Source organism: Paenibacillus thailandensis, from assembly GCF_042685365.1.
In the GTDB taxonomy this organism is placed as follows: domain Bacteria; phylum Bacillota; class Bacilli; order Paenibacillales; family Paenibacillaceae; genus Paenibacillus_AP; species Paenibacillus_AP thailandensis.
Genome location: NZ_JBHUMY010000007.1, coordinates 54,358 through 78,774 on the forward strand (window position 1 = coordinate 54,358; position 24,417 = coordinate 78,774).

General features: G+C 56.3%; 23 protein-coding genes. 6 read left to right on the top strand and 17 right to left on the bottom strand.

What is annotated here, in order from left to right; genetic code table 11:
* Positions 1–6 precede the first annotated feature (6 nt).
* From ACFSW5_RS08040 to yyaC, 3 genes are read right to left on the bottom strand one after another with little or no spacing between them, the layout of a single operon-like run.
* Positions 7–660, bottom strand: a complete 654-nt coding sequence (locus tag ACFSW5_RS08040) for a DUF6483 family protein (protein ID WP_379271234.1) — start codon at positions 658–660, stop codon at positions 7–9.
* A gap of 18 nt (positions 661–678) precedes the next feature.
* Positions 679–1,518 (bottom strand): alpha/beta fold hydrolase, encoded by an 840-nt coding sequence (locus ACFSW5_RS08045; RefSeq protein WP_379271237.1) that lies wholly within the window; start codon positions 1,516–1,518, stop codon positions 679–681.
* A 48-nt stretch (positions 1,519–1,566) separates the two neighbouring features.
* Positions 1,567–2,103, bottom strand: coding sequence for a spore protease YyaC (gene yyaC / locus ACFSW5_RS08050; RefSeq protein WP_379271239.1), 537 nt, complete (start codon positions 2,101–2,103; stop codon positions 1,567–1,569).
* A 161-nt stretch (positions 2,104–2,264) separates the two neighbouring features.
* Here yyaC and ACFSW5_RS08055 point away from each other — a divergent pair, with 161 nt between their 5' ends.
* The gene (locus ACFSW5_RS08055; protein ID WP_379271242.1) at positions 2,265–2,504 is read left to right on the top strand and encodes a DUF1128 domain-containing protein; all 240 of its coding nucleotides are present in this window, start codon (positions 2,265–2,267) and stop codon (positions 2,502–2,504) included.
* A 200-nt stretch (positions 2,505–2,704) separates the two neighbouring features.
* Here the strand turns inward: ACFSW5_RS08055 and ACFSW5_RS08060 are convergent, their stop codons facing one another.
* The 4 genes from ACFSW5_RS08060 to ACFSW5_RS08075 form a co-directional block, all read right to left on the bottom strand.
* The gene (locus ACFSW5_RS08060) at positions 2,705–3,148 is read right to left on the bottom strand and encodes a hypothetical protein (protein WP_379271244.1); all 444 of its coding nucleotides are present in this window, start codon (positions 3,146–3,148) and stop codon (positions 2,705–2,707) included.
* Between the two features lie 565 nt (positions 3,149–3,713).
* The gene (locus ACFSW5_RS08065) at positions 3,714–5,297 is read right to left on the bottom strand and encodes a UDP-glucose--hexose-1-phosphate uridylyltransferase (RefSeq protein ID WP_379271246.1); all 1,584 of its coding nucleotides are present in this window, start codon (positions 5,295–5,297) and stop codon (positions 3,714–3,716) included.
* A gap of 42 nt (positions 5,298–5,339) precedes the next feature.
* Entirely contained in the window at positions 5,340–6,329 is a 990-nt protein-coding gene (gene galE / locus ACFSW5_RS08070; RefSeq protein WP_379271248.1) for a UDP-glucose 4-epimerase GalE, read from the bottom strand.
* A 27-nt stretch (positions 6,330–6,356) separates the two neighbouring features.
* The gene (locus ACFSW5_RS08075; protein ID WP_379271250.1) at positions 6,357–7,529 is read right to left on the bottom strand and encodes a galactokinase; all 1,173 of its coding nucleotides are present in this window, start codon (positions 7,527–7,529) and stop codon (positions 6,357–6,359) included.
* 233 nt (positions 7,530–7,762) lie between these two features.
* Between ACFSW5_RS08075 and ACFSW5_RS08080 the strand changes: the two genes are divergently transcribed.
* Positions 7,763–8,632 (top strand): AraC family transcriptional regulator, encoded by an 870-nt coding sequence (locus tag ACFSW5_RS08080; RefSeq protein WP_379271253.1) that lies wholly within the window; start codon positions 7,763–7,765, stop codon positions 8,630–8,632.
* 53 nt (positions 8,633–8,685) lie between these two features.
* Positions 8,686–9,918, top strand: coding sequence for an NAD(P)/FAD-dependent oxidoreductase (locus ACFSW5_RS08085; protein ID WP_379271255.1), 1,233 nt, complete (start codon positions 8,686–8,688; stop codon positions 9,916–9,918).
* Positions 9,919–9,975: 57 nt separating this feature from the next.
* Here ACFSW5_RS08085 and ACFSW5_RS08090 read toward each other — a convergent pair whose 3' ends face one another.
* From ACFSW5_RS08090 to ACFSW5_RS08100, 3 genes are all read right to left on the bottom strand, one after another.
* Entirely contained in the window at positions 9,976–11,568 is a 1,593-nt protein-coding gene (locus ACFSW5_RS08090; RefSeq protein ID WP_379271257.1) for a hypothetical protein, read from the bottom strand.
* 82 nt (positions 11,569–11,650) lie between these two features.
* Complete coding sequence (locus tag ACFSW5_RS08095; protein ID WP_379271259.1) at positions 11,651–12,688, bottom strand: sensor histidine kinase; 1,038 nt, start codon at positions 12,686–12,688, stop codon at positions 11,651–11,653.
* Between the two features lie 3 nt (positions 12,689–12,691).
* Entirely contained in the window at positions 12,692–13,402 is a 711-nt protein-coding gene (locus tag ACFSW5_RS08100; RefSeq protein ID WP_379271261.1) for a response regulator transcription factor, read from the bottom strand.
* Between the two features lie 370 nt (positions 13,403–13,772).
* Here ACFSW5_RS08100 and ACFSW5_RS08105 point away from each other — a divergent pair, with 370 nt between their 5' ends.
* Positions 13,773–14,978, top strand: coding sequence for a magnesium transporter CorA family protein (locus ACFSW5_RS08105; RefSeq protein ID WP_379271264.1), 1,206 nt, complete (start codon positions 13,773–13,775; stop codon positions 14,976–14,978).
* 78 nt (positions 14,979–15,056) lie between these two features.
* Here the strand turns inward: ACFSW5_RS08105 and ACFSW5_RS08110 are convergent, their stop codons facing one another.
* Positions 15,057–16,031: a Gfo/Idh/MocA family protein gene (locus ACFSW5_RS08110; protein WP_379271266.1), complete on the bottom strand. Its 975-nt coding sequence runs from the start codon at positions 16,029–16,031 to the stop codon at positions 15,057–15,059.
* A 191-nt stretch (positions 16,032–16,222) separates the two neighbouring features.
* On the bottom strand, positions 16,223–17,203 hold the full coding sequence (locus ACFSW5_RS08115; protein WP_379271269.1) for a cation diffusion facilitator family transporter: 981 nt from the start codon (positions 17,201–17,203) through the stop codon (positions 16,223–16,225).
* Positions 17,204–17,494: 291 nt separating this feature from the next.
* Here ACFSW5_RS08115 and ACFSW5_RS08120 point away from each other — a divergent pair, with 291 nt between their 5' ends.
* A complete protein-coding gene (locus ACFSW5_RS08120; RefSeq protein WP_379271271.1) occupies positions 17,495–18,325 on the top strand; it encodes a lipase family protein in 831 nt (276 codons plus the stop codon).
* Here the strand turns inward: ACFSW5_RS08120 and ACFSW5_RS08125 are convergent.
* The 5 genes from ACFSW5_RS08125 to ACFSW5_RS08145 all read right to left on the bottom strand — a co-directional run bounded on the left by ACFSW5_RS08125 (position 18,322) and on the right by ACFSW5_RS08145 (position 22,392).
* Positions 18,322–19,020 carry a hypothetical protein gene (locus ACFSW5_RS08125; RefSeq protein ID WP_379271274.1) on the bottom strand — a complete coding sequence of 233 codons (699 nt, stop codon included), beginning with the start codon at positions 19,018–19,020 and terminating at the stop codon, positions 18,322–18,324. The two genes, ACFSW5_RS08120 and ACFSW5_RS08125, sit on opposite strands and share 4 nt — an antisense overlap.
* A 57-nt stretch (positions 19,021–19,077) precedes the next feature.
* A complete protein-coding gene (locus ACFSW5_RS08130; RefSeq protein ID WP_379271276.1) occupies positions 19,078–20,466 on the bottom strand; it encodes a glycoside hydrolase family 26 protein in 1,389 nt (462 codons plus the stop codon).
* A gap of 143 nt (positions 20,467–20,609) precedes the next feature.
* Positions 20,610–20,813 carry a hypothetical protein gene (locus tag ACFSW5_RS08135; protein ID WP_379271278.1) on the bottom strand — a complete coding sequence of 68 codons (204 nt, stop codon included), beginning with the start codon at positions 20,811–20,813 and terminating at the stop codon, positions 20,610–20,612.
* Positions 20,814–20,960: 147 nt separating this feature from the next.
* Positions 20,961–21,317 carry a LapA family protein gene (locus ACFSW5_RS08140; RefSeq protein ID WP_379271280.1) on the bottom strand — a complete coding sequence of 119 codons (357 nt, stop codon included), beginning with the start codon at positions 21,315–21,317 and terminating at the stop codon, positions 20,961–20,963.
* Between the two features lie 208 nt (positions 21,318–21,525).
* Positions 21,526–22,392 carry a YitT family protein gene (locus ACFSW5_RS08145; RefSeq protein ID WP_379271282.1) on the bottom strand — a complete coding sequence of 289 codons (867 nt, stop codon included), beginning with the start codon at positions 22,390–22,392 and terminating at the stop codon, positions 21,526–21,528.
* 888 nt (positions 22,393–23,280) lie between these two features.
* Here ACFSW5_RS08145 and ACFSW5_RS08150 point away from each other — a divergent pair.
* Positions 23,281–24,285 (top strand): LacI family DNA-binding transcriptional regulator, encoded by a 1,005-nt coding sequence (locus tag ACFSW5_RS08150; RefSeq protein ID WP_379271284.1) that lies wholly within the window; start codon positions 23,281–23,283, stop codon positions 24,283–24,285.
* Positions 24,286–24,417: the final 132 nt, after the last annotated feature.

Below are 24,417 nucleotides of genomic sequence, written 5' to 3' on the forward strand. Positions count from 1 at the left end.
CTTCCGTCACTCCTTGTGGGCAGAACCAAGATCGGCCAGCCCGGTTTCAACCTCTTCCCGCGGAAGGCCACCGGCCTCCAGCTTGTCGTCTCCGTACAGCAGCAGCCTGCGGTAAAACTGTTCCAGATGCTCCGTTGTTATATAACCGTCCTCATACAGCTCGTAAAGGATATTTTCGGCCAGATCGTATTCCCCTTCGGCCTCGTGCCATTCCGCCTGAAGCAGCTTCGTGTCCTCGGGAAGCTCGTACGCGTTCAGCTTCGCGAGCAGCTGCCTTGCCTCGCCGGCCGAATCGGCCACCGTGGCGGGAGCCCCGAGCAGCGTCAGCCTCATGAACAGCCGGAGCGCCTTCAAGCCCAGCTCGTAGCTTTCGTCGTCGCGGCCGAGCTCCTCCTGCATCTCCGATTGCTGCTTGAACATGACGGCGATCGCCTGCAGGCTGTCGGCCTGCACGATGCCGTTCTGGGTCATCATCTTGACCAGATCCTCGTCCGACAACGACCGGAGCAGCCGGGCGCTTAACCCGAACTGACGGTCGAGCAGATCGTCGAGAAGCTGGAGCGCCTCTTCCTGTTTCCGTTCTTTTCGCAGTTGCATGACCTGGCCGATCGCTTCCGTCATCTGCTCGATCATGCGCATCAAATAATCCCGCTGAAACACACCCGTTCTCTCCTCCCGCTAATCCTTCTTCGCGCCGGCAAAAGACAGCACAGCTTCCGCCAGCTTGTCCGGCTCCTCGTACATGCCCATATGGCCGGCATTATCAAGCATCACCGGCGTGACGCCCGGCCCTTCGCTCATAAACGTTTTTTCCGGCGGTACGACGCCGTCCTGCTTCCCCGCAACGAGCAATACCGGCATGTCCAACCGCGTCAGCGTGCCGGTGCGGTCCGGCCGGCTTCGCATGGCGATGGCCGCTTGAACGGCGCCAAGACCGCTTGTGCCGCGGCCGATTGCAAGCGCCCGCTCAAGATCGTCCGCCCTCTCCGAACGGACCGACGGCGCGAACAGTTTCGGCACAAGGCCTTCGACGAAAGCGGACACGCCCTGCCCGCGAATCGTCGCTACCGCCTTGTCGCGTCCGGCCTTCGCTTCTTCGCTGTCCGGCAGCGGCGTGGAATGGATGAGGCCGAAGCCGGCGAGCTTCCCGGCGTAAAGCTCGGCAACGGCCAGCGCGATATACCCCCCGAGGGAATGGCCAAGCAAATAAGCTTTGCCGATATCGAGCCGTTCAATCATCTCCGCGGCATCTTGCGCATACATTTCAATTGTGCCGCCTTCCTCTTCGGCCGTCCCGGAGAGGCCGTGTCCTCTCAGGTCCGGCGCAATGATCCGGATGCCGCCGGCAAGGAGCGGTACGACGCGCTCCCAATAAGCCGAGCTGCCGCAATAACCGTGCAGCAGCACGGCGACCGGCTTCCGAACCCCCGGCTGAGGCTCGGGTTCCGAATCGTAATAAGCTATCGTAACGCCGTTATTTAACGTCATGCTTCGGTTCGAAAGCGAAATCGCGCTCATCTTGTTCAATCTCTCCTTATTCGGAAGACGTATTCTATTATGCGTAATCTATGCGTAATCGGCTATGCTTGCGGAATGCCATGCGGCTTCAACCGCCTCCGCCGTATGCTCGGCCATCTGGATGACCCGATGCAGAGACGCGGTTTGCAAAATCCAGTAAGGCTTCGGTCCGTTCTCCCCGACGATGCCGGCTACGCTGTAATGGCCGATCGGCGGCAGTCCGGCGCTTGTCGCTTCCCCCGGTCTCAGCGGTCCGCGCCTGCAGCGGTACATCCCGGCCGATCCGGGCTTCCCGAGGCAGGCATCGACGGCGATCACGACGGAATAACGTTCGGCCTCGCGCAGAGCATCCCGCAGCGTGTCTGCGTCGCAAGGATGCTCCAGCGTACCGAGCACGCTCCAGCCTTGTCTCTGCAGCATCGTTCCGACAAGCGGGCCGTAGGCATCCCCCGTCGAGCGATCGGTACCGATACATAAGAACAAGATGCTGTCGGGATCGGGATGGTCCGCAGCGATTTGCCGAAAGAACGGGATTAAGCCGTGACGGTCTGTTTTCGTTTCGCTTTGCACAATTTTTTTCCCCATGCCTTAAGTTTTCTCTCATTGTATCGGATTTGGCGCCGCGGTTCAATTTGTGGAGCTTGCACCGGATTCATGGTACAATGTCGGGAACCGGGCCTGTCGCGATCGGCGGGCGCATACTCTCAAGGCCTCGAATTTAAGCGTTGGAGGCACGCCACTATGGAATGGAGGATAAGCAGATGGTAAACCTCGATCAGCCGACCGAGCAAAATATCGAATACATGATCGAAACGATCAAAACAAAGCTGAAAATGGCTTCCGCGGCAGCGATGCAAGCCTCCCACTTCAAGCTTTCGTATTACGAGGACATTAAAGATCTGTACGATGTGGTCGTATCCAAGAACAATTTCAGCATTAGCGAAGTCGAAGCGCTTGTTTCCGAGCTTGGAAAGCTTAGAGGATAAAATGTTGTCGTAACAAATAATTACAGTTAAAAACATAATTTTTCAATTATCATGATTATTCGACATGACCAACCGAAACGATGAGAACGTCCCGGTTGCCCCTATCGAAAAACAAAACGGCTTCGGCGTCCCGGGAAAGGACGGCCAAAGCCGTTATTTGTTTTGCGCGCGGCGGCCGTGAAGCCGCTAATGGCGCGTTATTATTCCGATTCTTCCTCGGTTTGCGGAGCAGGCTCGATCGACAAGCGGATCGTGAGGTTCTTGGTTTCCCCGTTCAGAAACTGCGCCAGTCTCTCCAGCCTGTCGGCCAGCTCGGGACCGCTTAGCGTCGTGTTCAGCTGGTAGCTGAAACGGTCGGACGGCAGCTGCTCCTGCCCGTATGGGCGGATCCACCCTTGATCGCGTCCTGCGCTCGCTTGATTGAGGGCATCGGCGGACGGATAAAATTTATCCGACTTGTTGACGACCCGTTCGTAGATCCGAAGCTTCTTCAACAGCATGTAATATTGGGCGGAATGCTTGAAGTTCCAGGCTTCGCGAATATCTTTAAGCGTATAATCCATTTTCCAGCGTTTCAGCTTTTCGACTTGCTCGTCAGAAGTCAGCTGCAAAAATTCGTCTAGCGGCAAAATTTTCTCGGACACCTTGATCCCTCCGATTTTCGTAAAAGCATTATAAGGATACGCACGCGCTTACATTTTTTTCGCCGTTCGACACGGTTGGGCCGTCATTCGCGAGGGCCGAGGGTTATTCCGTTCCGGCGATAACGTTAAGACTGATAAGAATCAATATATAAATTCTTATATTTAAAAAAATACCATAAAATTTTACTGTTTACAAATAATTTTTATGTTTATTTAATCAGAATTAGCCTTTTTACCTACCCAATCCCCTCCAGCGGAGGGCTCCAAGCGGCTCGCCCCTCTGGACTCCCCGAAGAGGCGCAGCTGCAGCGCGGCCTTCTTCGACAATCGGGATGCGCTAACTCCCGCATTGTCCTTGCGGACAAAGCTCTACTTTTGAATCACGTGGAAAATATGATCAAAACAAAAAAACTAATAATTCTTAGAAAAACTTAATCGAAGTCGAAGCCGGTTAAAAAGTTGGCTTGGCAAACTCGCTTCGAAAGCAACAGGTTGGTTAATCGCCAAACCGAATTATGAATAAAAAACCGCTTCGTCCCGTCGAACGAAGCGGTACATGCATGATTTAGTTTTCCTGCAGGCCGATCGAGATCAGGAAACGGCGGAACGCTTGCGCCCCTTCCGGCGAACGTTTGTAAACGCCGGCGTCCTTCAGCACGTCGAGAAACTTGCTTCCCGTCTCCTCACGGACGATCCGAAGCGCTTCGTCCGGGGCATTCCCGGTGCCGTAAGCGGCGACAAGCGATCCGATCCATTCCGCATGCTTGTGCAGCGGATGCGAGCTTTGCTGCAGCGAAGCCGCGTCATACGCCGTTTCGCCGTTCAGATAGGCAGCGATTTGCTCCAGCTCGTTTTTCAGCCGGCCGGGCAATACCGCAAGTCCCATCACTTCGATAAGGCCGATATTTTCCTTTTTAATATGATGCAAGTTTTGGTGCGGGTGGAAAATACCGTCCGGATGCTCTTCGCTTGTCCGGTTGTTCCGGAGCACCAGGTCGAGCTCGTATTCCCCGTCGCGCAGCCTTGCGATCGGCGTAATCGTGTTGTGCGGCGTGCGCGTTCCGTCGCCGTTATCGGTGAAGGCGTGCACTTCCGCCTCCGCGTCGCTGTATGCGCGCCACTCGTCGAGCAAGCGGCACGCCGCACGATGGACGGCCTCCTTCGAAGCGCCGTTCACGCGCACGACCGACATCGGCCAGCGCACGATGCCGAACCGGACGCCCGGCTGCTGCGGATCGGTAAAGCTCGCTTCCACCGGCGCGGTCTCCATCGGAAACGTATGGCGTCCGCCCTGGAAATGGTCGTGCGACAGGATCGAGCCGCCGACGATAGGCAAATCCGCGTTCGAGCCGATAAAATAATGCGGAAACTGCTCGATGAAATCAAGCAGGCGGGCAAACGACTTGTGCGTAATCGCCATCGGCTCGTGCGCGCCTTTGAACACGATGCTGTGCTCGTTGTAATACACGTAAGGCGAATATTGGAAATACCACGGCTCGCCTTGCAGCGTCAGCGGCAGTATTCTCAGGTTCTGCCGCGCCGGATGGTTCGGATGGCCGGCATAACCGACGTTCTCCGCGCACAGCAAGCATTTCGGATAGTTGGCCGTCGGCAGCGTTTTGAGAAGGGCGATTTCCTTCGGGTCTTTTTCCGGCTTGGACAGATTGACCGTGATTTCCAGGCTGCCGTATTCCGTTTCCTTCAGCCAATATTGGTTTTTGCCGATGCGGTCCATCTGGATATAATGCGAATCGATGTTGAGCCTGTAGAACGCATCGGTCGCCTTCCGGACGCCTTCGCTTTCGGCCGTGCGGGCGAAAGCGGCCGCCGTCTCGGACGGACGGGGCATCAGCAGCCCCATAATGCGGGCGTCCAGCAAATCGCGGTACGTCGCCGTATTGTCCGGAATCAGGCCGATCGCAAAGCCGTAATCGAGAAGCGGCTCCAGAAGAGGCACCGCGCTGTCCAGCTTCTCCTCCGGCACGCTTCCTTCGTACGGTTCTTTGAAGCCGAACAGGTCAAGCAAGCCGTTGCGGGCGGCGCTTCTATCCAGCTGTCCGATCAGGCCGCGCTGGAAGGCGAATTGAACGAGCCGCTCGATCGCAAGCAAAGCTTGCGTCGAGTCCGCTCCGTGCTTAAGTTCAGTCATGAGGTCGTATGCTCCTTTCAATCCCGCGGAAAGCCTTTTCCGTTATTTGTCGTTGTAGCCTTGCGGGTTGACGCTATGCCAGTTCCATGCGCTGCGGATAATATCCTCCAGCTTGTTCCGTTTCGGATTCCAGCCAAGCTCCTTGCGAGCCCGTTCCGAGGAAGCGACCAGCACGGCCGGATCGCCGGCGCGGCGCGCTTCGACCACCATCGGAATTTCGCGTTCGGTAACGGCGCGGGCGATGTCGATCACTTCCTTCACCGAGAAGCCTTGACCGTTGCCCAGATTGTATACGGCGCTGTCTTCGCCGCGGCGAAGCCGGTCCACGGCAAGCACATGCGCGTCAGCCAGGTCGCTGACATGGATGTAGTCCCGGATGCAGGTGCCGTCCGGCGTCGCATAGTCGTCGCCGAACACCGAAATATGCGGGCGCTGACCGAGTGCCGCTTGCAGCACGATCGGAATGAGGTGCGTTTCCGGACTGTGGTCTTCGCCGATCCGGCCGCTTTCGTGGGCGCCGGCCGCGTTGAAATAGCGCAGCGACACATAGTTGAGGCCGTGAGCCGTGTCGAACCATTTCATCATTTTTTCCATCGCCAGCTTCGTTTCGCCGTAAGCGTTCGTCGGAGAAGTGCGGTCAAACTCGTCGATCGGCACGTTCTCCGGCTCGCCGTACGTAGCCGCCGTGGACGAGAACACGATCTTTTTCACATTGTGCTCGACCATTTTCTCCAGCAGGCACAACGTGCCGTAAACGTTGTTGTGGTAATATTTGCCCGGGTCCTTCATGCTTTCGCCGACCAGCGAGTTGGCCGCGAAATGGATGACCGCGTCGATGCTGTTTTCCTTGAAGACCGTGTCCATGAAAGCCGCGTCGCGCAAATCGCCGACATACAGCTTGCCGCCGAGCACCGCGTTCCGGTGCCCCTGCTGCAAATTATCCACGACGACGATGTCTTCGCCGCGCTCCAGCAGCGCCGCCACCGTATGAGAACCGATATAACCCGCTCCGCCCGTTACCAATACCGCCATGATTTCATTTCCCCTCTCATCTTCGAATTAAACCAGCTGCTCGACGCCGTTGCCGATGCTGCAGACGTAGAACTCGCCCGTAAGGCCTGTCGCTTCCGAATATTCTTTGCCGACCTGCGCGATAAACCGCTCGACGCTGTCCTCGTGGACCAGCGATACCGTGCAGCCGCCGAAGCCTGCACCGGTCATGCGGGAGCCGAGCACACCCGGCACCTTGCGGGCCGCGTCCACCATCGCGTCAAGCTCTTTGCCCGTTACTTCGTACAAATCGCGCAGCGAATCATGCGAAGCGTTCATCAGCTGGCCGAAGCGGACGAGATCGTTTTGTTTCAGAGCGTCCATCGACTGCAGCACTCGATCGATCTCTTCAATGACATGCTGTGCGCGATTGCGTACGGTTTCGTCCTTGATCAGATGCTTGTTTGCGTTGAATTGCTCCACGCTAACCTGTCCGAGCAGCGTAATGTCCGGCAGTGCGGCCTTCAGCTCTTCAACCGCCCGATCGCATTGGCTGCGGCGCTCGTTGTACGCGGAATCGACCAGGCCCCGGCGTTTTTTCGTATTGCCGATCACCAGCTTGTAATCGCCCGGCTTGAACGGAACGAGATCGTATTCGAGCGTGTCGCACATGAGCAGAATGGCATGGTCCTTCTTGCCGTTGGCGACGGCGAATTGGTCCATGATGCCGCTGTTGACGCCTACGAAGCCGTTCTCTACCCGCTGCGACAGCAGCGCGATCTCGACCTTGTCCGTCTTCTGCCCTTCCATCGTCAGCAGGGCGAACGCGGTCACCACTTCGATCGAAGCGGAGGACGAAAGTCCCGACCCGTTCGGAATTTCGCCGTGGAACAGCAGCTCGTAGCCGCTTCCGAACGTTACGCCGCCTGCCTGGATTTCTTTCGCGACGCCTTTCGGATAGTTCATCCAATCGTCGGCTTCGTCATAAACGATATTATGGATATCGAACTCGCCGGTAGCCGGAAAATTCGTCGTCGCCAGCACAAGCTTCTTGTCCGCGCGCGGGCGGATGAGCAGCGTCGTTCCGAACGTCAGCGCCGCCGGAAACACGTAGCCGCCGTTATAATCGGTATGCTCGCCGATCAGATTGACGCGGCCCGGAGCGTGGAACACTTTAATACCGTTCGCGTCTCCGCCGTATTGCTGTATAAATCGTCCGGTCAGCTCTTGGATATTTGCCATTTGCCATCACGTTCCTTTGTCGTAGAATAGGATCGAAGTCTGTTTATTTTTGCAGCTTCAGTATAAACGAACCGGCTTTAAAACGAAATGGCCGAAAATGCTCATCATATGGATTAATGTGACTTCATTCGCGATTACGGGAAAGCTGTAGGAAGGATGGAACCGGCTTTGACCGCCACCGCCATCCCGTTTAAGCGGTATCCTTTCAATCGTTTGTAAAGCAGGTGTAAAATATGGCGTTAAAAGAAACGTATACCGTCGCCTCCAATCCCGTTATCGAGCATAACGGGCCGGTCAACGTCTTGTTCGCCGGCGAAAGCCAGACGAAGCCGGGACATCGGCGGGGACCGAAAGTTTACGATTTTTATCTCATGCATTACGTATTGTCCGGCAAAGGCGTGTTTGTATGCGAAGGATGCCGGTACGAGCTCGGCTCGGGCGAATCGTTCCTGATCGAGCCCGAAAGGCTTGTCAGCTACGAATCGGACGAAACCGAGCCGTGGCGGTACCGGTGGGTCGCCTTCGACGGAAAGGGCGCCGCGGCGCTTGCCGCCGAAGGCGGTTTCTCCTACCGGAGTCCTACGGCCGACACGGGCGGGACCAAACGGACGGAAGTGCTGTACGGCAGCATCTTCCGCTCGCTCCGCGAAGGCGGAGCCTCGCCGCACTTGAAGGCGGCCGGCTACTTGTATTTGCTGTTCGCCGAATACGGCTCCGCCCGCGACCGCCGGCAAGGCGGAATGCTCCGCACCGCCGAAGGGGAAGGCGAGAAGCTGTTCCGGCAAATGGTGCATTATATGTCCACCCAATACGCCCAGCCGCTGTCGATCGAGCAGATGGCCGAATCCCTTGGCTATAACCGGGCTTACTTGTCCCGCCTGTTCAAGCAGAAGACCGGCGAAACGCCGGTTACGTTCCTGCTGAAGCTGCGCATCGACAAAGGGAGGCAAATGCTTCGCGAGCGGCCCGATCTGACGATCGAGCAAATCGCGGCTTCGGTCGGGCTGCAGGATGCGCTTTATTTCTCCAAGCAATTCCGCCGGTTCTACGATCAGTCGCCTACCGCTTACCGAAAAACGATCCGCGGCCTTCGCGGCGAATAAGCAGCGTTGGTCCGATTGCAATTGGACATACTAACGCGCGGGAGTGATAGAGGATGACAAAGGAACTGCACAGCGGATCGTTATACTGGCCGGCGACGCTTACGGACGTCCCTTCTTACCCTCCGCTCCGTGCCGACGGCAAGGCGGAGACGGTCATTATCGGGGGCGGGATGTCCGGTGTCGTATGCGGTTATGTGCTGGCCAAAAGCGGAATGCCCGCCATACTTCTCGAGCAAGGAAAAATTACGGGAGGCAGCACCTCCGCCAATACGGGCTTGCTTCAATTCTCGAACGACATCATGCTGTCCGATCTGATCGGCCAAATCGGCGAAAGCGCCGCCGTCGCCTTCTACCGCGCTTGCAAGGAGGCGATCGAACAGCTCGTCCATATGGTCCAAGCTTTGCCGGTTGACGCAAGCTTTAAGCGCCGCAGCAGCCTGTATTACGCCAGCAGCGAGCAGGACGTTCCGAAGCTGACCCGGGAATGGGACGCGCTTCGGCGATACGGGTTCGATGCGGAGCTATGGGACGCGGGCGACATCGCGAAGCGTTTTCCGTTCGTAAAGCCTAAGGCGATCGTGACGCACGGAGACGCGGAAATTAACCCGTACCGGTTCATCCACGGCATTGCGCAAGCCGGCACGGAGGCGGGCCTTGTCATTCACGAGCAGACGAAGATGGTCTCCTGCACGATAGACGCCGGAGGAGGCTATACGATCCGCACGGATAACGGCTTCGAGATCAAAGCCCGCAATATCGTGATTGCTGTCGGCTATGAGCCGGAGCAGCTGCGGGGCAAACTGCTGAAGGCCAACCTGAACCGGACTTTCGTGGCGGTCACCGAGCCGCAAAAGGACTTGTCTGCCTGGCATGAGCGATTTCTGCTCTGGGAGACGGCCCGTCCCTACTTGTACTTGCGCACGACGCCCGACGACAGAGTGCTGATCGGCGGGCTGGACGAAGAGGAGCCGCAACCCGTGCAGGGGAACTTGGCCCGCCGCCGGCGGACGGAGAAGCTACACGGGCTTATTCGGACGTTTTTTCCGGCGCTGGACGCGCCGCTAGCTTACGAGTGGTGCGGCACGTTCGGCGAATCGCGCGACAATCTTCCTTTTATCGGCGAAGATCCGCTGCGCAAACGGATTTATTACTGTCTCGGTTACGGCGGCAACGGTTCGGTTTACAGCATCCTGGGCGCGCATCTGCTGCGCGACCTGATCCTTGGCTACGACAATCCGATTGCCCGGATCGTCGGGTTCGAACGGGCCGCATTGGCCGACGTTTGAGCGAGGAAATGTTGGGCTGTCGGGATCATGGGTCAAAAGATAACGCGGGGATGTCTTTTACAAAGCAGAAGCATCCCCGCTTGTCGCGGCTATGCCGGACGCCGGTAGAAAGCCGCAACGCTCGCATTTCCCTTGCCTTCGGCAGTAATAAAATACCGTTGCGATCCCCAGTGCGACGCCCCAAACCGGCATGAGCAGGAGAGGCGTCGTTGCTCCCCAATTGCGAAAATCTCCGATCGCCCAAAATCCGGCGAACACCTGAATGCCGGTAACGATAAGCAGAATCGAAACAAGACCGGCAGGAACGATAGCCATAGCGGGAGGAACGCGCTTCCCGGCCAGCAAAGGAAACCGGCGGGGGAACGTTTCGCCCCAAGGCTTGATCAAACCGCGCGTAAGAAAGGCTCCGCCAATCGATACCAGCGCGAGTCCCGCTCCAATCGCGTCCGCCCCCGTTTCCTGCAGATCCCGAAGCATTTCGTCCGAAATTCCAAGAGGGAAACCCAGCAGCCAAGCGATGCGGGTAATATCGTAGTATAAGGGGGCGATTATCGCGCAATAGGCCGCCCGTCTGCCCCAGCGCACCCCGGAGCTCGAAGCCATCCAATGGCCCGCGCCGCTTCGGCGGCCGCAATACAGGCAGGCACCGCTCGTATAGCGTTGGAAGGATAAAGCCGCCGCCGCCCACAGCAGTCCGCCCGCAAGGCAAATAAATTGATTGACTACGGGCCAAGTAAGCGCATCGAAGAACGGCACCGGCCGGCCGAATAACGCGCCGATCAAGGAAACGGGAGCGTATGCCGCAATAATGAGCGGACGGGCATCCAACACCAGAAAGCATAATATTGTGGAGAAAGCCCATGCATACGCGAGCAGAATCGTGCGGGCAACGCCGTTCATTCTGAACTTGAACAAGTAAAGCGCGATCACGCCAATCATGCACAGCATGGCGATGACGGGTCCTCCGGTCGCGGCGGCCGCATGTTTGAAAAGCAAAGACTGCGCCTGCGGGTCGTTGGACAAGCCGAATGGAAATCCCGAGCCCCCAAGCGACCAATAAACGCCCAAAGCGCCATAGATCGCCGTCCATCCAAGCGCGGCCCGGCGGGCCCACTCCGGCCACCGCTTCCACCGGCCCGGCGACGAACGAACCGGCAGCTCCCTAGTTCGGACTCCGAAAGACAAAGCAGCCATACTGATCGTAATTCCCCATGCAAAGAAGCCGCCATATACGACCGGCAGAACCAACGGATCGAACTCCGCGGCGTCGGACAGACGAATATCGCCCGCAAACAGCTTATAGAAGTTCGCGAAGCAGATGATGATCAAAAACGAACCGCCTAAAAAAGCGGAAGCAAGCAGGAGCCGGCGGGGAAGCTTGCGCCCCCGCTCCCGAACCAAAGCAAGCGCAAGCAGACTGGCGATCAGCGCCAGAACGGCCGTCGTATCGATTCCGTTCGCGTACAGCCATTTGCTGACCGGATCGGCATTCGCCCGGATCGAAGCATGCAGCTCCTCGATGCCTTTCCCGGATACCATGAAGGCCAGCCCGTTCGCCCAGAGCGTCTTCAATATCGCATAAGGGACGAGCGCGACCGACGCCGCATATCCCCATTTTTTCGATAATAACCAATCGCGTTGCTTGCTCATCGAAAATCCCCTCCTGTTATGTCGTTATCGAAATTATAGAAAACGCACATAAACAGGAGGTAAACGGAAGCCAAACTTCACCCTAACTTTGCGGGGCCGGCAGCCCGATCGACAGCGTTGTCCCTTCGTTCGGCTTGCTGTGAACGGTTAACGTCCCTCCGTGAGCTTCTATCAGCTGCTTGGCGATGGATAGTCCAAGACCCGAATGTTCGGCCGTCTCGCTAAATCCCGTTCCGTTATCTTCGATCCGGATTTCCGCCGCCTCCCGAAGCCGGGATACGCGAACCGCAATCGTCGTGCCTTCCGAATTATGAACAACGGCGTTAACGAGCAAGTTCCGGATCGCGCGCGTCAGAAGCTTCGGATCGCAGTCTGCCGGTATTTGAGAGAGCTCCGAATCCATCCGGAACAAATAACCGTTCGCCCAAGGCGCACTGCCGACGTCCGCCACCGTTCTGCGCACAAGCTCCACGATATCGACCTTCTCGGCTCTCAGAGGGATCTGTCCATGAACCGTTTCGTTCAGATCCTGGACCAGTTCTTGCACATGAGCCGCTTTCTGCTGAATGATCGCCAGAAATTCCTCCCGTTCGGCTTCGCTCCACCGATACTCCTTGCTGATCAGCATGTTCGAATAACCCGATATGTAGGTTAAGGGCGTTTTCAGATCATGGGAGATGCCCCGAATCCATTCCCGTTTCGTCTGCTCCGCCTGCTGCAGCGCCTTCTCGTTCGCTTCAAGCGTGCTCGCAAGCGTCCGTAAATGCTCGAATAATTCCTTGTAGACCGCATACGGGAATTTTAGCGATTTGCTTCTTCGGGAGTGGATCTCGCTCCAACGCCGGGGAACATCGTATTGCCCGTTCGCCAGACGGCTTATCCATACCATCATGAAATAAACCGGCTTGCCCAGATACCAGCCGATCAAGAGCAAAGTCAGAAGAAAAAGCACGGCGCACAAGGCCGCTACGAAAATTTCGTATTGTCCCGTAGTCGTTCCGGCCATGAGCAATTCCGGCCAAAACAGCCAGGCTGCCGCGATGACGATAACTTGAATGCATACGAGCAGAAGAAAAAAAGCGGCAAGCAGCTGCAGCGCGATTCGAAGGATCAATTTCATGGCTTACCCTCCCGCAGGCGGAACAAATTTGTATCCGATTCCTCTCAGCGTTACGATCAGTTTGGGATCGGAGGGATCCGCCTCGAGTTTTTTTCGAAGTCTGGAGATGTGGATAACGACCGTTTTCTCATCCCCTTGCACCATGGTCCCCCATACTTGCTCGTATAATTGCCGGACGGTGAACACCCGGTTCGGATGTTTGCAAAAATAGAGGAGAAGCTCAAGCTCCTTCGCGGGACATGGAATATCCGCGCCGCCCACGATGAGCTGTCCCGTTGTCCGGTTCACGGTAAAGGCCGAATACCGATAGTTCTCCTCCGCGCTTGATGTACCGGAGGCATACAGCGCGCTCCGTCGCAAATGGGCTTGAATCCGTGCGACGACTTCCATCGGGTTGAACGGTTTGGTAACGTAATCGTCGCCGCCCAGAATCAACCCCTGAAGCTTATCCATATCGCTGGAGCGGGCGGTAAGAAACAGGATCGGGGTATGAATCGTCTTGCGAAGCTCCGTGCACAAGGCGAATCCGTCCATATCCGGAAGCATCACATCCAGCACGATCATATCGAATCGCGACGCTCGAACGGCCATAAGCGCTTCGGCAGCCGAATAAGCCCTTGTAATATGGCGGTACCCCGATTTTCGAAGAAGATTCTCAAGCATGATCAGAATGCCTTCTTCATCGTCAACCATTAATATCGCTTCATTCCGCACATTATCGCCCTCCACCCCGCGAGAAAGTTTCCCGGCTTCCCCATGCGATTCGTTATACGGATTCGATCGGCAAGCGGCGGTCTTCACCATCCTTCGCACGCCGGCAGCTCGAAACCGTCTTCGCCAATTCCGAATCTGGGGGACTTTTCCACTTCCTCTAACCATACCAAAAACGAAAACGGCGGGGAAGCCCTCCGGGCGATGCCAAGCCTCCTTCCATCGGGTCCTTCGAGCCGTCTTCGGGTCAAAAAAACTCCGCTCCCGGACATAGAAAAAAGCGGCGGCTTCGGGTCTTCTCGCAGGTTGTGCAAGCGCTGGCGTTCAGGTTATGATGAAAAGAAATCAAGTACGATCAACAGGAGGCAGAACGATGATTCATCGGATGCTTCAATTTCCGGAAGGCTGGGAGTGGCATTTGCTGCAGCCTGTCCGATATATCGGACAAGACCCGCTGCCAAAGCGAAGCGCCGCCCCGCAAGACGGACGGCGAATCCCGCTTGAGCCGCCTGCCTCGGATGAGATAACGGCGAAGGCTGCCTTGCTCGAAATCAAGCGAAAGCTGCCGGAATTCGCGGATTGGATCGACGATTCCGCGGACGGCGATCCTTCTAACAAAATAACGGTAACCCGTACGGCCGACGGCGGCATGTGCTTATGCGGAACGGTTATTTTTCAAGTATCCGACGATCAGGAAGATTTGCAGCCGTTCCATTTCTGGGTGACGGAGCGCAGGCTGGTTACGCTTCAGCACGATCTTCGATTAACCGTTCGGCTTCAAGCCGGCGGCAACGCCACGCCGCTGAACGAATGCGGCTCCGCGCCCGAAGCGCTGCTGGCGATCGTCGGCGTCATTCTTCAGCCGTTCCAGGAAGGGCTGGACGGCTTCGAGACACGCCTTGGCGAATTGGAGAACTCGATGCGTTACCGGAACCGGACGAAGCTGATCGACGTTATTTTCGAGCGAAGGTACGAGCTTCTTCATTGGAGCCATCTGTTCATTCCGATCCGCGAAATCCATAGCGCGGCCAAGGAAGGCTTCATGGAGGCATTGACGGAAACGGACATGTATAAGCGCATAACGGCGAAGCTGGACCGGATCGAAACGCTGCTCGACCATTACGCGAACGAGATGGATACGCTTATCGCAATGGACGACGCGATCTCGACTTTCCGCGGCAACGATATCATGAAGACGCTCACCATCTTTACCGCGTTGTTCACGCCTGCAACGGTCGCCGGAGCGCTGTGGGGAGTCAACATGAGCCTGCTGCCGTGGGCGCGGGAGCCTTGGGGCTTTGCGGCGTTGACGGGCATCGTCGTCTTTTTTACGCTGGCGATATATTTTTGGCTGTGGCGCAAAGGGTGGACCGGCGATTTACTGCATGCGCGCAAGCAGCGGCTTGCCGCCGGGAACGGGCGCGAGGGCGCGATTCGAAAAAGCGGAACCGGCAAAAGGGGAATAAACAGTCAGAATCGTATGCCGCGAGCTTCGGAGGAGGCCTTTGCCGTCCGCTCGACGGCAGTCGCGGCGGCAGAAGAAGGGAGCGGCCTTCCAAGCCGCTCCCGCCGGAAATAACGCAGAGGTTTGAAGTCGGCGGCATTTACGCTGCCGCGAGCTTCATGCCGCCGTTGCCGGTTGCCGCCTTCTCCGCCGTTAATTAGCGAGCGATACCGGAAGTCCGGTCGCGGCCGATTCGTTCGCGGCCATCGTGATCCGGTGCGTCTGCCAGGCGTCGGCATAATCGGAGCGAATGCCGGACGGATCTCCCGTTCGCACCGCGTGCAGGAAAGCGGCGTTTTCCCGGTCGTACGGGTTGTCCTTGTTCACATATTCCGTCTTGCGGCTCGCTTCGATGTCGAGCAGCCCGCCATGGCTTAGCTCCATAACGCCGGCCTGCGTATAAATATGAAGGCCGGAGCGGTGTCCGCCTTGAATGGCGCATGTATTGGCGATCGTCGCCACCTCCCCGCCGGCAAGCTTCAACGTAACGGCGCCGATATCCGGTACGGTTACGCCTTCGGCCGCTCCGGCCATGAAGCGGTTTCCGTAAGCGGCATACACTTCGGTCGCTTCCCCCAACAAAAACCTGAGCAAATCGACGATATTCGTCGTTTGTTCGACGAATTGGCCGCCAGACCCTTCCATACGGCGCCACCAGCCGACGCCCGGCATCGAGCCCATCCAATGGCCAAGCGCCATGAGCGGCGTCCGGTCAGCCAACAGCTCTCTTGCCCGATCCGTACTCTCCATATAACGGAAATGATAGCCTACCGAGGTTATAAGCCCCTTGCGCTCAATCGCTTCCTTGATACGCTTCGTCGTCTCCAGATCCAATCCGATCGGCTTCTCCACCAGAAACGGAATATCCCTTTCGATCAGCGCAAGCTCCAACTCCCCGTGGGCGAACGGCGGCACGCATATGTATACCGCATCCAGCTTGCGGTCATCCAGCATATCCGCAAGCGAAGCATACCCTTTCGCGTCGCGGTAAGGCATCGCCGCCTCGTCCGCTTTCTCCCGGCTGGTCCCGCAAAAAGCCGCTACCCGCACGCCTTCCGTTGCCGCCAATTTCTCCGCATGCATCCGGCCGAACCAACCCGTGCCGACAATCCCGATCTGTAACGTCATCCGATGTGCCCCTCTCTCCATCATGTTTTTGAAATGCAGGTAAACGCTTACACAAACCGCATAAGAAAACGGCTGCCGCGCTCCCTTCAAGATCTTTCAGCCGTACCCTGTCCCGGCGCAGGAGGATAAGCCCGTTTGATGAAACGGGCTTATCCGATGCCGGATACAATGCCGCATCGGCTCCGACTCCATTATACTTGCGGCTGAGCTTTGCCGTCCAACCGGCTGCGCAGCTGATGGCCGTATTCGCCGTGCGGATGGATGAACAGGTTTTCCGTCTGGATCGTGGAATGCGTAATGCCGTATTTGTCCTTCAGCAGCTCGTTAATGGCCAATATCGCGCAATACGGCTGAATGCCTTCCCTTACGAACACATGCGCCGTCAGCGAGTAATGTCCGCTGGCGATCGTCCACAAGTGCATTTCGTGAACGTCCTGAACGCCTTCGACCGACGCGATATCGGCCCGAATTTCGTCCAGATCGAATTGCTCCGGCACCGATTCCATAATAATGAGATACGATTCGCGGATAATTTTGGCCCCGCCGGTAAAAATAATGGCTCCGATCACCATGCTGATCAGCGGATCGAGAACGACCCATCCCGTAAAATAGATGACGACGGCCGAGACGATAACCCCGATGGAGCTGAGCAAATCGCCGAAGAAGTGCCACAGCGCGCTCCGTACGTTCAAGTTGTCTTCCTCTTTCATGCCGTGGCTAAGCACAAGCGTAAGCGTGAGATTGACCAGAAATCCGATAATGGCAATAACGAGCATAAAGCCAAGCTCCACTTCGCGCGGCGCGACGATCCGCTTGATGCCTTCCACGAAAATGCCGACGGCGATAACGGCAAGCGCCAAGCCGTTCAGCAGCGAGGCGATAACCTCGAACCGGAGAAAACCGAACGTATACTTCCGGTTCGGCGAGCGGGACGCCATATAGATGGCCGTCATGCTGAGGCCAAGCGCCAGCACGTCGGAAATCATGTGCATGGAGTCCGACAGCAGCGCCAGCGAATGCGAGATCAAACCGCCGATCACTTCGACGACCGCAAAGAAAAACGTCAATATAAGCGTAATCCAGAGCGTTTTTTTCGACGCGCTTTGCTCCTTCACGTGGTTCAGGTGATGATAATCATAAGGCTTCGACATTCTTGCGCTTCTTGTACTCATAACGATATCCTCCCGTAAGGTAATGGGGTGCGCATCCTTGTAAACGGTGAATGAGAATCGGAATCAACCCCTAAATAGCACGAAAGCTGCCAGCATATGTGGCAGCAATCCGTTTGAACGAAACAAGTTCGTTTCAAAATCATTATTTATTTATAATTAATATAATCTAGAGTCGTTCTTCCCGTCAATGGGCATTTCCCCAAAAAACGTCCGAATCTCGGATATCGGGTTCCTAATCGCCCATTCGTTCATAGAATACAATACGGAAGGATGTGAAAGGGGCTGATCGAAATGGGGAAAGAGAAGCGAATTGCGCAGCCATTGGATTACCGGACGGCTATTTTTTTGGCGGCGGTTTGCAGCCAGACCTACCTGCAATATGTGAACCCGGGCGGACTGTTTCTGATGCCGAAATCGTACAGCCTCGTCGGCGAAATAACGGCCAAAGGATATGGCGCCTATGCCGAACGGTTCGGCTTCGTCATCGAATCGGAGCAAGCCGGCATCGTCGCCTTTCGCGGGACGTCGTCGGTCACCGATTGGGTTTCCGATTTTATCGCGCAGCAAATTCCGTATCGGCCGGTCAAAAACGCGGGCTCTACGCATAAAGGCTTCACCGATCTGTATATGTCCGCTCGGGAATCGCTGTTCGTCCTGTTGGATCGGCTGCCTCAAGACAAGCCTTTGTTTATAACCGGCCATAGTCTTGGGGGCGCTCTCTCGACGCTGGCCGCCCTCGATATCGCTTCAAACAAGCCTTTTACGAACCCTATCGTTTATACGTTCGGGGCGCCCCGCGTAGGAGATCCGGCATTCGTCCGTTCATACAACGGACGCATCGGGACGCATTGGCGTTTCCAGAACGAATACGACATCGTGCCGCATTTGCCGCCGATCATTTACCAGCAACCCAATACGGACAACGTTTATTATTACATGCACGTAAAAGGCGAGGTGCCCCGCGAGTTCAAGGGCGGCTCCGTATCCGGCAACCACGTCATCAGCAGCTATTTTGCGGACCTGGCAAAAGAGGACCCTTCATTCGCCGCGGCCGTTTGCACCGAGCCTCCGGGCTGGTGTCCGTTGCCCGAGCAAGCGAACGAGAGTCCTCAAACCGGTTAAGCGTAAGCCGCCTGTTTGAACCAATTGTGTACGCGGCCGATCGTTTTGTCCAGATTGCAGATCGACTGCTGATCGATATAAGGCGCCATGTGCCGGAAGTAATCCGCATGGCCGCCGATCGTCCGGATGCCTTCGATATGGCCCGGCGCGTATTTCATCCGGTTCCACATCGGAACGGCCAGCTTCCTCGAAGCGGTAAAACCGCCCCAGCTGCCGATTCTCGTAATCGGATCGACCGGTTTGCCTTTCTCGTCGACCGCATGGAAATAGCTGACTTTATCTTTCAAGCGGGGATCGATCGGAATGCGAGGCGAACCGATCTGCACGACCCTGAAGTTATCCACTCCGGCTTGCTCGTAAAGCATGCGCGCCGCTTGGTAAGCCGCAGCTCCTCCGCCGCTGTGGCCGATAAGGAGCAGCGGCTCGCCGTTGCACGCCGGCTTGATGGACCGTAACGCTTCGCGTCCCCCTACCCGTGCAAGCTTGACGCGACGGGGAATGTCGCTGCCCACTTCCAGCACTTGCCGGTAAAGTCTGCGCGATGCATCCCCGTACGGAAAAATCGTGTCGATCACCGGCTCGAGGCCGTCGTCCTTAAACAGCTTCTCCAGCTTATCTATGCATACCGTAAAAATCGTCGGGCTTGTCGCCACGCCCGCCAGCAAATAAATCCGGATTTTGTTGCAGAACGCCATAACAGATTCCCTCCGTTATAATAGAAGTACACTCATTATGCGGGGGGAAGGGACGTTTCATTCTTCGATGACGATGTCAGTTCCGTTCAGTTTTACCTTATAACCTAGCTGTCTAACGGTTTGTACCAGCGGCAAGCCCGTTCCTTCGCGCATGATCGGACGATTGATCCAATCGAGGTACCCCGAATCGCTTTGCCAACCGAACAGACGGCCTTCCGCCGTCTTCCGTTCGGGCGGTCTGATTAGCCGGACGGTTCCGCCGCCCAGACGGACAAGCTCCGTTTGTAACGTTTCCGTAAAAAAGCTCAAATCCGCAAATACGGTACCGTCTACCGCATGCAAATTGCCTCTAAACGTAAAACGCTGGACGGAAGGCTGCCCCTCGCTGTCCGTGGCGGAATAGCCGCTCAGAAAATAATCGCCGGCCACGCTCCGTCTGTAAGCGGCAAGAATGTCCGGCTGCAGCGTAATGGAATAATCGTTAATTTTACGCATCTCGTTATATTCGGTCAAATTGTTGACGTCGAAATAATAGATCGCTTTGACCCGGGGATAATAAGTATGCAACCGTCCGTACAGCCTTTCGATTTTTTTGATCGCAAACTCGTTGTCCCGCTTGCCGTCCGTCGTATTGTAATGGGTCGCCCCGAATTCCGATATTTGGATCGGCTTCGTCCGGCTGTAGCGGTTGTACACATAGTTCAGCATCGCAAGCGGATCCTCCATATCGGCTTTGCGCTTGATGTCGCCGTCATGGTATTTGACGCTGTACATATTGATTCCGACCCAGTCCACGTATTCGTCACCGGGGTAATACTCTTCGATCGGCTTCTCCGGAACGTTCAGCACCGTCCATACCATTGCAGCGTTCGGAGCCCGCTTCTCGAACACGTCGTGCACAAGCCGCCAAGTCCGGATGTACAAGCCGGAATCCCCGCCGTAAGCCGTCCAGGAGCCGTTCATCTCCGATGCAAATCGGATGAACACCGGAACGCCCGCTTTTTTCGCTTCATCGGCAAAACCGCGCAAATAGGCGTCGTCCTTCACCTGTTCCAGCCCCCCGTTCGGCTCCAAGGCGATTTGCGGAAAAGCGCCGGCCGCGATCACTTCCTTCACCCATTCCTTCGGAAAAGGCTGCCCGTAGCCGACATATTTGAAGAAGCTGGCATGCTTGCGCCCGGTCAGCCGGTTAAACGCATCCATGCTGCCTCCGATCGATTTGTCCTGCACGACATATGCGCCCAAATACGCTCCGCTTTCCGGCTCCCACTTCGCCAGCCGGTAATCTTGCTCCTTGGCGAGCAGATGAACCGTCCATTCCGTTTGGCGGACGGCAGCCGATAATGCTTCTTGATCCTTCTCCGCTCCGTCGCGAAGCATGAACAGCAGCAGAACGGCTGCGAGCAGAAGCAGAGATTGACCGCTTACCCATCTTCGCAATTGCAACGGCTATTAGCCCCTTTCCCTGGTGGACCCTCGTATTTTCCAGCATGGGCGCAAGCATGGCAATCTATACGCAAAAAACGCAAAGCCGGGCGGCTTTGCGTCTTCTGTCGCGATAAGTATGGCAGGGCATTACGGTCCGGAAGCTAGACGCCCATTTTTTTGCGTTGGTTGTTCACTTTTTTCGTATTTTGGCTTTTGAGCACTTGCGTTTGGGTCGAGCCGTTTTTGACGGCGTTATGGTTCTGATTCTGCTTTTTCTGGGCCAGCAGCTGCTTCGCGCGTTCAGCCTGCGTCAGTTTCTTCGGCTCCTCCGCTGCTGCGGATTCGTTCGCTGGAATTTCGGACATATTCGTTCACCTCGCTTTGTGTACACGACTAGTCGGGCTTATAGATAGATTATATTACCCCCCGTTCGCTCTGCAACAAAAAAAATGCCGGATCGCGGCGCTCGCTGGATGCCGGTTTTCTTATCCATTATTGACGGCAAAAAAGAATTAATCCGCGGCGCGCTCGCCCCGCGGCGGCAAATCCTGCGCCTGCGAATGCGCGCGGTCGGCGCGAACGCCGCCCTCCTCCGGCCGGATCGCCGCTGCGTCCGGACCCGAAGCCGTCTCCGCCAATTTCTTCTCCAGCGCGCGGACCGAACGCTGCAGCTTGAACTGGCGAATTCCGCCGAACAGCCCGACCGTCGCCCCGCCTAGCAGCGTCGATGCCAAAATAACGAGAATAAGCGGAATTTGCGTCTTCGTAAAAAGAAAATTGACCTGTACCGAGTCGACGTTAATCACGGCGAACAACGCAATGATAAACGCAAATACGAGTGCGGCAATCAATAAGATTTGTCCCTTCATCACACTCACTCCCAACGTTTCGTTTCAAAGTTTGTTTCATTTTACCATAACATTGTGATCCGCACCTCACTTCGGCATGCGTTCCCCTCAGTCCTTGCAATAAAAAAATGACATGCGAAATTGTCGTCAATTTGCATGTCATTTCGTATCCGTCTATTGCGTTACGCAACGAAATAGACGCCGGAGCGTTTTCCTTGCGGTTCCCGGATTAGTGAATATTCTTTTTGGCGAAATTGCTGCCGTGCACGTCCGACACGCTTTGGAACGACAGAAACGCGCGCGGGTCGATCTCATGAACGAGCGACTTCAGCTTCGCAACCTCAAGACGCGTGACGACGACATAGATGACCTGCGTTTCTTCGCGCGAATAGCCGCCTTTGGCCATAATGAACGTCGTGCTGCGGCCGAGCCGGGCATTGATCGCGTCGGAAATTTCCTCGTATTCGTTCGAGATGATCATCACCGACTTCGATTCGTCCAAACCGTCCACCACAATATCGATCAGCTTGATCGCAATATAATACGTAATCATGGAGTACATTGCCGAATCCCATTGGAAGACGAAGCCCGCGGCGATAAAAATAAAGACGTTGATGATCATGACAATCTGGCCGACCGACATATTCAGCTTCTTGGACAGCAGAATCGCAACGATTTCGGTGCCGTCCAGGCAGCCGCCGAACCGCATGACCAGTCCTACGCCGGCGCCGAGAATAATGCCGCCGAACAGCACCGCAAGCAGCTTCTCTTCCGTAAACGGTTCGACATGATGAAGGTATTGGGTCGTAATCGACATGATTACGATGCCGTACAAAGTGGAAATAACGAACGTTTTGCCGATTTGCTTAAAACCGAGAATAAGGAAAGGAAGGTTGAGGACGACAAGAAATATGGCGTAAGATACGCCGGTCAACTCCGACAGCATGATCGATATGCCGGTTACCCCGCCGTCGATAACCGCATTATTGACGAGAAAAAGTTCGAGGGCAACGCCCATCATGATTGCGCCGATCGTAATGAAAATTCCGCGTTTCAAAATTTCAAGCATCGTTAACTTTTTATGCGCTTTTGCCATAGACCACCCATTCTCCTATCATAAGTATTCTTTATAAATCTTAACATACGAAAAGGATCATTCCAAACCTCTTGTTGATTGGCGATTTGCGAACAAGGTCCGGAAGGCGGCTCAAATTCAGACGCAAAGGACGAATAACCCGATTATTTATGCAAAGTGGGCAAGGGTCCAAACCGGGACATCCCCGCCCGGCATAAGGTAGGATAAACACCCATTCAGCTTTCCAATTATTCGCAAAGGAGTTGAGCTGTTCTGGAAACAATAAAGAAGAAAAAGAAACCGTATCCTGCGAAAAAACATGGTCTGAAGCTGCAAACGTCGGTAAACAGCCGGGCTATTGGGCCGGGACCGGGCTTGCCCGGCGGTCCGGGCGGACCCGGCGGACCGGGAGGACCGTTTGGGCCGGGAGGACCGTTCGGACCGGGCGGCCCAGGGGGACCCGGCGGGCCAGGAGGTCCGTTTGGGCCCGGGGGACCGTTTGGGCCGGGCGGACCCGGAGGTCCCGGAGGTCCCGGCGGCCCGTCCGTCGCATTTGCCCCCGGCTGCGTAGGCAGATGGACATTCATTAGAACGAGATTCGGCCAGTCGTTCTGGATGTTTATCGTACGCTCCCAACCGTTTGGCTTTACGTCGGGCTGGGTATGGCCGACCTTCACGTTCCAAACGTTCCCTTCCTGGTTGATCGCAAGCGCATTTTGCCGGTAACGTACGCGTTTCTCGCAAGGCATCGTCCCTTCCGCCGTCGGGGACGGTGCCTTTTCCTATTTCGTGGCTTGGCCCTCCCGCGTTCACGCCACGGTTGCCGTTTGGCGCCGTTTTGGATAAAATGGGATTCACTTCAGCCGAACGGTTTAATGATGAAGCCAACGCCAAGGAGGAGCGTACGCAATGGTCACGATTTACGATATCGCCGAACGCGCCGGCTGCTCGGCCATGACGGTATCCCGCGTCATCAACAATACCGGGCGCATCAGCGAGAAGACCCGGCAGCGGGTCAAAGCCATTATGGCCGAAATGAATTACGTCCCGAATATCGCCGCCCGCAGTCTCGTGCTTCAGGAGACGAAGCTGCTTTCCCTCGTCATACCGGACATTACGAATCCTTTTTATACGACGCTGGCCCGCGGCGCCGAGGACGCGGCCCGCAAATTCGGCTACCAGCTGTTGTTCTCGAACAGCGACGAAAACCTCGAGAAAGAAAACGCGACGCTTGACGCGGTCATATCCGCGCGGGCCGACGGCGTGCTGATCGCTCCGGTCGGCGACGGCTCGGCTCCCTGCCTGGAGCAGCTGAAGCAGCACAATATTCCCGTCGTGCTGCTGGACCGCGAAGTGCCGGGCTTCGAAGCGGATACGGTGCTCGGCGACAGCAAGGAAGGCGCCAAAGCGTTAACGGCGATGCTTCTTGCGCAAGGGCACCGCAGAATCGCCTTTATTAACGGCTCTCTGAGCACATCGACCGCAAGGCAGCGGCTGCTCGGCTATCGGGAAGGCTTGTCTTCGGCCGGCATTGCCTGCGACGACGCAATCGTCTTCGAGGCCGGATTTGCGGATACGGGCTTAGCCGAAATCATCGGCAAGCTGATGGATCTGGAACAACGCCCGACGGCCGTCTTTGCCGCCAACAACAAAATCGCCCTGGCGGCCATTCGTTCGCTTCATGCGGCGGGATTGTCGATTCCCCGCGACATGTCGGTCGTCTGCTTCGACGATCTGGAAGCCGATTATGTCGTCGATCCGTTCCTGACCGTGGCGGCGCAGCCCGCTTACGAGTTCGGCGCCGTCGGCGTCGGCCTGCTCGTCGAGCGCATCAAGGACAGAAGCAGGCAGCCTCGTACCGTTACGCTCTCTTCCGCGCTGATGAAGCGCAGATCGACGGCCCCGCTGCGCTAGCGGGAACCCCGCCTTCATTGCCGCCCGCCTCTTGCGCAGTCACGCCGGAATAGGTTATACTGGCTTACAAATTGCATGATCGACCATATGCCGATGAAGAGCATCCAACTCGGAGGCGTTCTCGTCAAGGAG

Coding starts and splice junctions, on each gene's coding strand:
- ACFSW5_RS08045 (WP_379271237.1), bottom strand. CDS start 1,518: ATGAGCGCGATTTCGCTTTCGAACCGAAGCATGACGTTAAATAACGGC.
- yyaC (WP_379271239.1), bottom strand. CDS start 2,103: ATGGGGAAAAAAATTGTGCAAAGCGAAACGAAAACAGACCGTCACGGC.
- ACFSW5_RS08055 (WP_379271242.1), top strand. CDS start 2,265: ATGGAGGATAAGCAGATGGTAAACCTCGATCAGCCGACCGAGCAAAAT.
- ACFSW5_RS08065 (WP_379271246.1), bottom strand. CDS start 5,297: ATGACTGAACTTAAGCACGGAGCGGACTCGACGCAAGCTTTGCTTGCG.
- galE (WP_379271248.1), bottom strand. CDS start 6,329: ATGGCGGTATTGGTAACGGGCGGAGCGGGTTATATCGGTTCTCATACG.
- ACFSW5_RS08075 (WP_379271250.1), bottom strand. CDS start 7,529: ATGGCAAATATCCAAGAGCTGACCGGACGATTTATACAGCAATACGGC.
- ACFSW5_RS08080 (WP_379271253.1), top strand. CDS start 7,763: ATGGCGTTAAAAGAAACGTATACCGTCGCCTCCAATCCCGTTATCGAG.
- ACFSW5_RS08085 (WP_379271255.1), top strand. CDS start 8,686: ATGACAAAGGAACTGCACAGCGGATCGTTATACTGGCCGGCGACGCTT.
- ACFSW5_RS08090 (WP_379271257.1), bottom strand. CDS start 11,568: ATGAGCAAGCAACGCGATTGGTTATTATCGAAAAAATGGGGATATGCG.
- ACFSW5_RS08095 (WP_379271259.1), bottom strand. CDS start 12,688: ATGAAATTGATCCTTCGAATCGCGCTGCAGCTGCTTGCCGCTTTTTTT.
- ACFSW5_RS08105 (WP_379271264.1), top strand. CDS start 13,773: ATGATTCATCGGATGCTTCAATTTCCGGAAGGCTGGGAGTGGCATTTG.
- ACFSW5_RS08110 (WP_379271266.1), bottom strand. CDS start 16,031: ATGACGTTACAGATCGGGATTGTCGGCACGGGTTGGTTCGGCCGGATG.
- ACFSW5_RS08115 (WP_379271269.1), bottom strand. CDS start 17,203: ATGAGTACAAGAAGCGCAAGAATGTCGAAGCCTTATGATTATCATCAC.
- ACFSW5_RS08120 (WP_379271271.1), top strand. CDS start 17,495: ATGGGGAAAGAGAAGCGAATTGCGCAGCCATTGGATTACCGGACGGCT.
- ACFSW5_RS08125 (WP_379271274.1), bottom strand. CDS start 19,020: ATGGCGTTCTGCAACAAAATCCGGATTTATTTGCTGGCGGGCGTGGCG.
- ACFSW5_RS08135 (WP_379271278.1), bottom strand. CDS start 20,813: ATGTCCGAAATTCCAGCGAACGAATCCGCAGCAGCGGAGGAGCCGAAG.
- ACFSW5_RS08140 (WP_379271280.1), bottom strand. CDS start 21,317: ATGAAGGGACAAATCTTATTGATTGCCGCACTCGTATTTGCGTTTATC.
- ACFSW5_RS08145 (WP_379271282.1), bottom strand. CDS start 22,392: ATGGCAAAAGCGCATAAAAAGTTAACGATGCTTGAAATTTTGAAACGC.
- ACFSW5_RS08150 (WP_379271284.1), top strand. CDS start 23,281: ATGGTCACGATTTACGATATCGCCGAACGCGCCGGCTGCTCGGCCATG.